This window comes from Candidatus Dormiibacterota bacterium (assembly GCA_036495095.1).
Classification (GTDB): domain Bacteria; phylum Chloroflexota; class Dormibacteria; order Aeolococcales; family Aeolococcaceae; genus CF-96.
In genome coordinates this window covers 1-10,140 of record DASXNK010000015.1, presented here as the reverse complement: position 1 = coordinate 10,140, position 10,140 = coordinate 1, and the positions used below count along the sequence as shown (strand labels likewise).

9 protein-coding genes and 1 pseudogene are annotated in these 10,140 nt (G+C 73.5%); 2 read left to right on the top strand and 8 right to left on the bottom strand.

From position 1 onward, the window contains the following. A partial coding sequence (locus VGL20_01305) for a carboxyl transferase domain-containing protein (GenBank protein ID HEY2702303.1) occupies positions 1-359 on the top strand: 359 nt, incomplete at its 5' end. Further along, complete coding sequence (locus tag VGL20_01300; protein ID HEY2702302.1) at positions 356-1,180, top strand: enoyl-CoA hydratase/isomerase family protein; 825 nt, start codon at positions 356-358, stop codon at positions 1,178-1,180. The genes VGL20_01305 and VGL20_01300, both read left to right, overlap by 4 nt. Here VGL20_01300 and VGL20_01295 read toward each other — a convergent pair. From VGL20_01295 to VGL20_01260, 8 genes and pseudogenes are all read right to left on the bottom strand, one after another. Then, positions 1,165-1,794, bottom strand: a complete 630-nt coding sequence (locus VGL20_01295; GenBank protein HEY2702301.1) for a TetR/AcrR family transcriptional regulator — start codon at positions 1,792-1,794, stop codon at positions 1,165-1,167. The genes VGL20_01300 and VGL20_01295 overlap by 16 nt on opposite strands. A gap of 74 nt (positions 1,795-1,868) precedes the next feature. Then, positions 1,869-2,606 (bottom strand): maleylpyruvate isomerase family mycothiol-dependent enzyme, encoded by a 738-nt coding sequence (locus VGL20_01290; GenBank protein HEY2702300.1) that lies wholly within the window; start codon positions 2,604-2,606, stop codon positions 1,869-1,871. Beyond that, on the bottom strand, positions 2,603-3,478 hold the full coding sequence (locus VGL20_01285; protein HEY2702299.1) for a fumarylacetoacetate hydrolase family protein: 876 nt from the start codon (positions 3,476-3,478) through the stop codon (positions 2,603-2,605). Before VGL20_01285 ends, VGL20_01290 begins: the two co-directional genes overlap by 4 nt. Then, positions 3,475-4,542 carry a cupin domain-containing protein gene (locus VGL20_01280; GenBank protein ID HEY2702298.1) on the bottom strand — a complete coding sequence of 356 codons (1,068 nt, stop codon included), beginning with the start codon at positions 4,540-4,542 and terminating at the stop codon, positions 3,475-3,477. The genes VGL20_01285 and VGL20_01280 overlap by 4 nt, the downstream gene beginning before the upstream one ends. Then, complete coding sequence (locus VGL20_01275) at positions 4,539-6,233, bottom strand: AMP-binding protein (protein ID HEY2702297.1); 1,695 nt, start codon at positions 6,231-6,233, stop codon at positions 4,539-4,541. Before VGL20_01275 ends, VGL20_01280 begins: the two co-directional genes overlap by 4 nt. After that, on the bottom strand, positions 6,214-7,749 hold the full coding sequence (locus VGL20_01270; GenBank protein HEY2702296.1) for an FAD-dependent monooxygenase: 1,536 nt from the start codon (positions 7,747-7,749) through the stop codon (positions 6,214-6,216). The genes VGL20_01275 and VGL20_01270 overlap by 20 nt, the downstream gene beginning before the upstream one ends. Continuing rightward, on the bottom strand, positions 7,746-8,672 hold the full coding sequence (locus tag VGL20_01265) for a PaaX family transcriptional regulator C-terminal domain-containing protein (GenBank protein ID HEY2702295.1): 927 nt from the start codon (positions 8,670-8,672) through the stop codon (positions 7,746-7,748). Before VGL20_01265 ends, VGL20_01270 begins: the two co-directional genes overlap by 4 nt. 344 nt (positions 8,673-9,016) lie before the next feature. Next, positions 9,017-10,140 (bottom strand): annotated as a pseudogene (locus tag VGL20_01260) (DNA-directed RNA polymerase subunit beta').

Sequence of the window (10,140 nt, the reverse complement as noted above, 5' to 3'; positions counted from 1 at the left end):
TGCGCAAGGCGTACGGCGCCGGCTACCTGGCGATGTCGGGGGCGAGCTTCGGCGCCGACGCCACCATCGCGCTGCCCCAGGCGAGGCTGGCGATCATGGGACCGGAGGCGGCGGTGAACGCCATCCACCACCGGCGGATCGCCGCCATCGCCGACCCCGACGAGCGCGCCGCCTTCGTGGCCGGCAGGCGGGAGGAGTACATGGCCGACCTCGACGTCTTCCGCGCCGCCTCGGAGGCGTACCTCGACGCCGTGGTCTCCGCCGACGACCTCCGCGGCGAGCTGGCGCTGCGGCTGCGCCACCTCTGCGGGCGCGAGCTCACCGCGCCCCGCCGGCGCACCGCGGTGGTGCGCGGATGACCGCCGCCATGGAGACGCTCGTCCTCCACCGCACCCCGCCGGTGGCGCACCTGGTGCTCAACCGCGCGGAGCGGCGCAACGCGCTCAGCGCCCAGATGTGGGAGGAGCTCCGCGAGGTGGGGCTGGCGATCGGCGAGGACGAGGAAATCCGCGTGCTGGTCGTGCGCGGCGCCGGACCCTCGTTCTCGGCCGGCGCCGACCTCGACGTGCTCCGCGGCCGGGCGGGTGCGCTCGGCGAGCTGATCGCCGACCCGGCGACCAGCGACGAGGCCTATCTGGCGTGCCTCGGCCGGATGTACGAGGCCTACCGCTGGCTGCGCGGCGCGCCCTTCGTCACCCTCGCGGCGATCCACGGCCACGCCCTCGGCGGCGGGCTCGAGCTGGCGCTCGCCTGCGACCTGCGCGTCGCCGCCGAGTCGGCGCAGCTGGGCCTGCCCGAGCTGCGCCTCGGGGTGATCCCCGACATGGGGGCGACCGCGCTCCTCCCCCGCCTGGTCGGCGAGGCGAGGGCCAAGGAGCTGCATCTGCTCTGCGACAGCATCGGCGCCGCCGAGGCGGAGCGGATCGGCATGGTCAACCGGGTGGTGCCCGACGAGGAGCTGCTCGGCACCTGCCAGGCGCTCGCCGAGCGCATCGCGGCGCTGCCACCGCTGGCGATGCGCGGCGCCCGGGCGGCGATCGACGGCGCCGCGAGCCTGCCCCTCGACGAGGCGGTGCGGCTGGCCGCACGCCTCCAGCTCGCCTGCCTGCGCTCGTCCGACCGCGACGAGGCGCTCGCCGCCTTCAGCGAGCGGCGCGCCGGCGTCTACCGGGGCGGCTGAGCGGGGGCGCCGGTGGCGACGCCCCGGAGCACCAGGTCGATGAAGCTGCGCCCGATCTGCTCGGGGGTGAGCCGCCCGTCGGGGCGGTACCACTGGTGCCCGTAGTTGAACATCCCCAGCATCGCCAGGACGGTGAGGCGCACGTCGTGTGCACGCAGCGAGCCCTCGGCGACGCCGCGGCGGAGCAGGCCCTCGAGCAGCCGCTCGAAGTCGCGCCGGCGCGCCGCCACCTCGGCGAAGCGCTCACCGCGGATGCGCCGCTGCTCGGTGAAGAAGGCGACCATGTGATCGCGGTAGGTGTGCAGGTGGCGCATCATCAGCTCGCCCGCGGCGTACAGGGCGTCGACCGCCGGCCGGTCCTGCGCGCAGATGCGCTCGAGCTCGATCACGATGGTGCCGACGTACTCCTCGTGGATGCGCGCCAGCAGCTCCTCCTTGCTCTCGATGTGGTAGTAGATCGCGCCCAGGCCCATGCCCACCGCCGCGGCGATGTCGCGCATGCTCGTCTCCGCGTAGCCGTGCTCGGCGAAGAGCCGCGCCGCTGCGGCGGCGATCTGCGCGCGGCGGTCGGCTCCGGCGCGGACGGGGGCGGGAGGTCGAGGGGTCGCAGGCATTTGTACTGAACGTCCGTTACAGGAGTATCGGACAGGCACGCCGGAAAGTCAACGCGGCCGGCAGCCCCCGGGGCTCAGAGCCAGGGCGGGAGGTCGGGGATCGCCGCCGCCTCCTCGGCCTCGAGCGTCTCGCCACGCGAGCGCCCCACCAGCCAGGCAGCGAGCGCCTGGGGGCTGCCGTGGACACGGACCGCCGGCTGCCCCGGCGAGCCGCCGAACGCCGCGTCGACGTGCGGAGCCACCAGCTCGACGCGCCGCTCGACGCGGCCGTCCATCCAGCGCGCGACGTCGTGCACGAGCGCCACCGCCACCTCGTCGGGAATCACCTCGAAGCCGGCTCCGACATCGAGGTCGGCGAGGTGGATCCACACCTCGCGGGCACGCATCCAGGGGATCTCGGCGGCGGGGATGTCGCGGCCCTGCGCGCTCCGCACCGCCGCCTCCCAGTCGTGTCGCCCCATCCCGCGGGCGGTCTCCATGAGTCGCCGCGCCGCGGCCACGAGGTCGTCGCGCTGCACCTCGATCGGTCTGCCGGCGCCCGCCTCGATGTCGGCGTTGCGCCGCTCGGCAGAGGGGTACATCGGTGTCGGCGTCCCCGTCCGCGCCCAGGTCAGCAGGTTGACGAGCGCGTCGGCGTTGCGCGCCAGGTGGGTGAGGATGTGCCCCCGGGTCCAGCCCGGCAGCCGCGACGGCTGCGCGACCGCGCCGTCGTCGAGCGGCGCCAACCTCTCCTCGAGCCGGCTCTGCCCGTCCTCCACCCAGCCGAGGATCACCTCGGTGCCGGGCAGGCTCGTGCCCTGCCCGGGCCTCATCGCCGCTGCTCCGCGAGCGCCGCGCCGCTCGTCGGCACGGCGTCCGTGCGCTCGGCCACGCAGGCGTTCACGCACTCGCCGACACCCTCGATCACGGTGCGCAGCACCTGGCCCGGGGCGAGGAACACCTTCGGTGTACGCGCTGCTCCCACCCCACCCGGCGTGCCGGTGGCGATGAGATCGCCGGGGCGCAGGGTGGTGATCTGGCTGATGTAGGCGACCAGGTCCGCGGGCCGGAAGAGCAGGTCGGAGGTGCGGCTCGACTGCATCACCTGCCCGTCGACCTCGCAGCGCACGGCCAGGTCGGCGGCGTCGCCGACCTCGTCGGGGGTGACAAGCCAGGGCCCCACCGGGGTGGTCGCCTCGAATGCTTTGCCCGAGAGCCACTCGGTGGTCCGCCACTGCCAGTCGCGCATCGACACGTCGTTGACGACGGTGTAGCCCGCGATCGCCGCCGCGGCCTCCTCGGTCGACGCGCGCCGCACCGGCGCGCCGACGACGACGCCCAGCTCCGCCTCCCAGTCGACCTCCTCGCTGACCGCGGGGAGGATCAGGTCGTCGCCTGCCCCCAGCAGGGTGTCGGCGAACTTCGCGAAGAGCGTGGGATGGCTGGGCAGAGGCCGTCCCATCTCGAGGATGTGGGAGCGGTAGTTCAATCCCACGCAGAGGATCTTCGACGGGCTGGGAACAAGCGGCGCGTGGTCGATCGCGGCGCACGCATGACGCGGCCCGTCGACGCCGGCGGCCCACCTCGACCAGCCCGTGCGCGCGAGCACCGCGCGGACGTCGGGGACGCCGAGCTCGACGACGCTGTCACCCTCGAGGCGCACCGCGGCGGTCCGGTCGCCGAGCCGGATGGTCGCCAGCCTCACGATCCCACCTCCGACACGATCTCGGAACGGAAGAGCCCGAGCGCCTCGTAGACGGGCGCGTCGCTGAAGGTGAAGAGGTCGAGCCGGGTGTGCGCACGCAGCCGCAGCGGGCACCAGGACGGAACCGCGATCAGGTCTCCGGCGGAGAGCTCGATCCGGCGGTCGCCCAGCTCGGCGACGCCGCTCCCGGCGAACACCTGCCAGACCGCCGACCCCACCACCCGGCGCGCCGCGGTCGCGGCGCCGGCGCGCAGGCGGTGCATCTCGGTGCGCAGCGTGATCAGCGCGTCGCGTCCGGTCGTGGGGTTGGAGAAGCGGATCGCCGCATGGCCCGGCTCCACCGCGCCGCCGTGTCCGGCGGCGTCGAGGTCCAGCTGCGCGCTCATCGCCCGGTCGGTGTGCTCCCAGCGGTACGCCATGAGCGGCGAGCCCGGCGTGTCGGCGGCGGCGGCCGGTCGCAGACCGGGATGCCCCCACAGCTCCTCGGAGCGGGAGCGACCCGGCGTCGAGCGGTCGACGTTCTCCGGCCCGAACTCGAAGAACCCGGCGTCGAGCTGGCCGACGAGAGGGATGTCGAGGCCGTCGAGCCAGACCATCGGACGGTCGCCGGCGTGGTGGTGGCCGTGCCAGTCCCACGAGGCGGTGAGCAGCAGGTCCCCCGGCCGCATCTCGACGGGGTCGTCGTTCACCACCGTCCACACCCCCTCACCCTCGACGATGAAGCGGAACGCGGCCTGGGTGTGGCGATGCGCGGGCGCGACCTCGCCGGGTCCCAGGTACTGGACCGCGGCCCACAGCGTCGGGGTCGCGTGCGGCTCGCCGGCGAGCCCCGGATTGGCGAGGGCGATGGCGCGCCGCTCCCCGCCCCGGCCGACCGGGACGAGCTCGCCGGCGCGTACCGCGAGCGCCCGCAGCTGCTCCCACCGCCACACGTGGGGGCGGGCGCGCGGCTGGGGCGACAGCGGCATCAGGTCCGCTCGCTGAGTCCACAGCGGGCGCAGGTCCGCCGCCTCGAAGTCGGCGTAGAGGCGCGCGACGGCGGGATCGAGATCGGTGGTGATCATCGGTGTCCTCCCGAGGTGGCCGAGGCGGGCGCCTCGTCAGCGAGGCGCGCGGCGATGTCCGCCCGGAGCGCCCTCTTGTCGATCTTCCCGACGCCGGTCGTGGGCAGGGCGTCGACGAGGACCAGGCGCGCGGGGAGCTTGTAGCGGGCGACGCCCACCTCCTCCATCGACGCGCGCAGGCCGTCGAGATCCAGGGTGGCGCCCGGTCGGAGCACCGCGTAGACGCACACCCGCTCACCGAGCTCGGGGTCGGGCATGGCGACGGCGGCGGCGATCCGCACCGACGGCAGCAGATACACGAGGTTCTCGACCTCCTCGGCGGAGATCTTCTCGCCGCCGCAGTTGATCATGTCCTTGTCGCGCCCCTCGACGACGAGGTTGCCGCTCGCATGCACCCGGACGACGTCACCGGTGCGGTACCAGCCGTCGTGGGTGAAGGCGCGGGCGTTGTGCTCCGGGGCGCGGTAGTAGCCGCGAATGGTGTACGGCCCCCGGGTGAGCAGGATGCCGGGCGCGCCGTCGGGGACGGGTGCGCCGTCGTGGTCGACCACCATGATCTCGTCGTCGGGGCACATCGGCCGCCCCTGGGTCTCGCGGACGACCTCCTCCTCGTCGTCGAGGCGCGTGTAGTTCAGCAGCCCCTCGGCCATCCCGAAGACCTGCTGCAGGGTGCAGCCGAGCACGGGCGCGACCCGCCGCGCCACCTCGGGGGCGAGCCTGGCACCGCCGACCTGGAGGAGCCGCAGGCTGCCGAGGTCGTCACCGGGGTTCTCCTCACGCCAGGAGATCCAGCGCTGGGCGACGGCGGGGACCACCGCGGCGGTGGTGACCCCCTCCGCGGCGATCGTCGCGAGGGCCCGCTCCGGCTCGGGCGACGCCAGCAGGACCACCCGGCCGCCGGCGAGCAGGGTGCCGAGGATCCCCGGGCAGGCGAGCGCGAAGTTGTGGCCGGCCGGGAGCACGACGAGAGCCACGGTGCGGTCGTCGAAGCCGCACAGCTCGGCGCTTCGGGTCGCGTTGTACACGTAGTCGTCGTGCGTCCTCGGGATCAGCTTCGAGAGCCCGGTGGTGCCCCCGGAGAGGAGGAACACCGCGACGTCGCGCGCGCCGGGCGCACGGGCGTCCACCCGTTCCCGCGCCGCGGCGGCATCGCCCGCGGGCGCGCACACCGCACCCAGGTCGACGCCGCCGGGGACGACCCGCTCGCCGGCCACGAGGACGAGGTCGAGGGTCGGGCTCGACGCCGCCAGCTCGTGGGCGAGCGACTGGTGGTCGAAGCCGCGCCATTGCTCCGGGACGGCGATCGCCCGCGCCTCCGCCAGCTCGGCGAGCGCCCGGAGCTCGTGCCGGCGGTGCGCCGGGAGGGCCATGACCGGGACAACACCGAGCCGCAGGCAGGCCAGCGTCAGGACGACGAGCTCCCAGCGGTTGGGCAGCTGCACCAGCATCCGGTCGCCACCGCCGAGCCCGAGGTCCGCGAGGCGATCCGCTGCGCCGTCGGCCCGGGCGATCAGCTCGCGGTAGCTGAACCGCGCCTCGCCGTCGACGAGCGCGATCGCCTCCGGTGAGGCGTCCGCGCGCTCGACGAGGCGGTCGCCGAGCGTCCGGCCCGCCCAGTATCCGCGGGCGACCCAGCGCGCCACGAGCTCCTCCGGCCACGGGGTGAGGCCCTCAGCGATCGGCTGGGGCATGTCCGTTCCCATCGGTGACGACGACGACGGCGTCGGCTCTGCCCGAGAGCACCAGCCGCAGCGCCCGATCACGGTCGTAGGCGTCCTCCACCACCACCGCGGGAACGCCGTGGAGGAGCCGGCACTCCTCGGCGAGGAGCGTCCGGGTGAGCGACGTGCCACCCCGGATGGCGACCACGTCCGGGGAACCCGCGACGCCCGCCTCCAACTCGGAGGTCGCCTGGGCGAGCCCGGACTCCAGCGACGGCGCGTCGAGCCAGATCACGCGCGATCGGCCCAGGTCCTCGAGGGTGAGGACGCGGCCGGGGAGGTCGACTCCGGGAAGCCGCAGCGGGGTGTGGAGCGGGGGCTGATGGTGCTCGTCGACCCAGGCGCGCTCGACGCTCTCGACGAAGCCCGGGTCGCGCCGCTGCAGCTTCTCGCAGCTCAGCGCACGGGTGAGAAAGTGGAAGGCGAACTGGGATGGCTCGAGGCTGTCGTGGTAGCGGCCGAAGTGCTCCCACCACGAGAGGCTCGGGCGCGCGGAGTCCTGGATGCGCGCGACCTGCGGGCGCCGGTGCGCCTCGTAGGCGCCGAGCGCGGCGTCGAGGTCGTCGCCATGCTCGGCAATCGCCGAGGCGAGCGCGACCGCGTCCTCCATCGCCATCTTCGTCCCCGACCCCACCGAGAAGTGCGCGGTGTGGGCGGCGTCGCCGAGCAGCACCACCCGCCCCGCCCGCCAGCGCCCGCACCGCAGAGTGCGGAAGTTCCCCCACCTCGAGTTGTTGACGAGCAGCCGGCGGCCCTCGAGATGATCGGCGAAGAGTGCCTCCAGGTAGGCCTTGGTCCTCAGGTCGCTGGCGCCGGCGGGCTGGCCGGTGTCGAAAACGTCGAGGCCCGCGCGGCGCCATGACGCCTCGTCGGTCTCGACGATGAAGGTGCTCACATCCGCGCTGATCGGATACCCGTGCACCGCGAAGACACCGTCGGGCCCGCGCTCGTGCACGAAGGTCAGGCCGTCGAACATGTGGGTCGTCCCGAACCAGATGAACTTGGCGGTGGCGACCTGCACGCTGGGCGCGAACGTGTCCGCGAGCTGGGCGCGCAGCCGCGAGTTGGCCCCGTCGGCGGCGACGACGAGGTCGTAGCCGTCGAGATCGTCGATGCGAGCGACGTCGGTCTGGAAGCGAAGGTCGGCCCCGGCGTCCGCCGCCCGCGCCTGGAGCAGGGAGAGCAGGGTGCGGCGCGCGATCGCGGCCATGCCGTTGCCGGCGCAGTGCAGGCGCCGCCCCTTGAGCCGGACCTGGATGCGGTCCCAGTGCACCCCGTGCGCCGCGAGCGCCTCGCGGAGCACCGGGTCGGCGTCGTGGAGGTTCGCCAGGGTGGCGTCGGAGAAGACCACGCCGAAGCCGAAGGTGTCGTCGGGCCGGTTGCGCTCGAGGACCGTCACCTCGACCGACGGGTTCGCACGCCGCACCAGCGCGGCGAGGGAGAGGCCCCCCGGGCCGCCGCCGACGACCGCGATCCGCAGGCTCACCCCGCGGGCTCGTCGTCGACGGCCACCAGCCAGGGACCGCGGGTGCGGCGTCCCGACCCGGCGCGCGTCCAGCGGCCCACCTGCCCGGTGACGGAGCGGACGCCGGCGTCCCCGGGAGGCTCGACCGGCTGGCCGACGACCTCGGAGACGAAGCCCTCGGCGGGCTCGCGCAGGGTCTCGTGGGCCTCGAGGAAGACCTCGTGGGCCTGCCGCCCCATCCAGCCGGCGGGTAGAAGCTCGAACGGCAGGTCGGGGTCGCGGAACGGGAACTTGCGATAGTCGTAGATGAGCCGGGTGCGCTCGACGACCGCGTCGCGCGGGGTGAGGCGGCCCGCGCGGTATGCCTGCAGCCGGGGCTGGTACCTGCGCAGGAGCTCGCGGTAGTCGTGATCCAGGGCCTCGAGGTCCCAGCACCGTGCCGTCATCTCGCGATCGACGGGCAGTCCCGACGAGCGGCACTGCATGACGTCGAGCCGGATCGCGGGCTCGTCGGCAAACCACTCCTCGACCTCTGCGCGACGATCGTGCGGGGACAGCCAGGTCGACGCCGCCAGCGGACCGAACCCCAGCCAGGCGAGCTCCTTGCGGATCCGGTCGCGCACCGCCCGATCGGCCTCCGAGACGGTGTAGATGACCATGTGCCACTCTCCGCTCCAGGGCTCGCGCGAGCGATCGAAGATGCGGCTTCGACCCTCGTCGAGCAGCTGCCAGCTGCGGTCGTTGAGGGAGTAGACGGTCTCCCGTCCCTCCCTGCGGGTGTCGAACCAACCCTCCTTGCGGAGCCGCGCCATCACCACGCGCACGGTGGCCTCGCCGACCCCGAAGCAGTCCAGCAGCTCGGTGAGGGCGCGCAGGCGCACCTCGCCTCCCGAGTAGCGCAGATAGTCGCCGAAGAGGTCGAAGACGATGGAGCGCGGCTTCACCGCGTGTCTCCTCGGAGGACCCGAGGCCCGGCCGGGCGGGCCTATACGTGTCACTCAATCCACGCTCGGAATTAAAACGACACACGTATGCCGTGTCAAGGGGTCTCAGGGCGTGCTCGCACGCTGGTGAGCATCGACCGGGCCGCCCGGGCGCCGCGCGGTGCGGCGCCCGGACGTCAGGGTCAGATCGAGCCGGTGGGGGCCTCCTCCGCGGCGTAGCCGTCAGCGGACGCCAGGCTGCTGCGGTACTCGCCGTCGATGTCGCCGTCGAGCTCCGCCTCCATCTCCGCGAGGTCGTCGTACTCGTAGAGGCGGACCGCCTCCTCGCGCAGCTTGGTGTAGTAGTCGAGGCCGGTGCCGGCCGGGATGAGCTTGCCGATGATGACGTTCTCCTTGAGGCCGCGCAGGCGGTCGACCTTGCCGGAGATGGCGGCCTCGGTGAGCACCCTGGTGGTCTCCTGGAAGGAGGCCGCCGAGAGCCACGAGGCGGTGTTGAGCGCCGCCTTGATGAGGCCGAGCAGCACCGTCGCGGCGATGGCGGGCTCGCCACCCTCGCTGAGCGCCTTGGCGTTGGCCTCCTCCCACTCGAACTGGGAGATGATCTCGCCGGGCAGCAGCTCGGAGTCGCCGGCGTTCTCGACGCGCACCTTGCGCATCATCTGCCGCACGATCACCTCGATGTGCTTGTCGTTGATGTCCACGCCCTGGCTGCGGTACACGTTCTGCACCTCGCGCACCAGGTAGTTCTGGACGTCGTCGCGGCCGCGCACCAGGAGCAGCTCCTGGGGGCTGATCGAGCCCTCGGTGAGACGGTCGCCCGCCTGCACCTCGTCGCCGTCGCGGACCATGAGCTGGGCCGACGCGGGCACCGGGTACTCGCGCGACTCCTCCTCGATGGTGCGGATCAGCACCTCGCTCTTGCCGATGCGGGCGACGCCGCCATAGCGGGCACGCAGCGAGACGCTGTTGCCGTCGGCGTCGGTGCCGCGCACCACCTCGGCGCCCTCGGGCACCGGGTTGCCGTCCTCGACGACCGGGACCATGCGATCCCCCACCGGGTAGGTGGTGTCGAAGACGTCACGGGCGACGACCTTCACCTTGAGCGTCTTGGCGTCGGTGCGGACCAGCTCGACGACGCCGTCGACCTCGCTGATCAGCGCCTTGCCCTTGGGCACGCGGGCCTCGAAGAGCTCCTCGACGCGGGGCAGACCCTGGGTGATGTCGGAACCGCCGGTGGCGACACCGCCGGTGTGGAAGGTGCGCATGGTGAGCTGGGTGCCCGGCTCGCCGATCGACTGCGCGGCGATGACGCCCACCGCCTCGCCGATCTCGACCAGGCGTCCGGTGGCGAGGTTGCGCCCGTAGCACGAGCGGCAGACGCCCTCGCGCGCCTTGCAGGTCATGATGCTGCGCACCCTGACCCGCGGCAGGCGCGCCCGCTCCGCGTAGATGCGGCGCGCCGCATGGT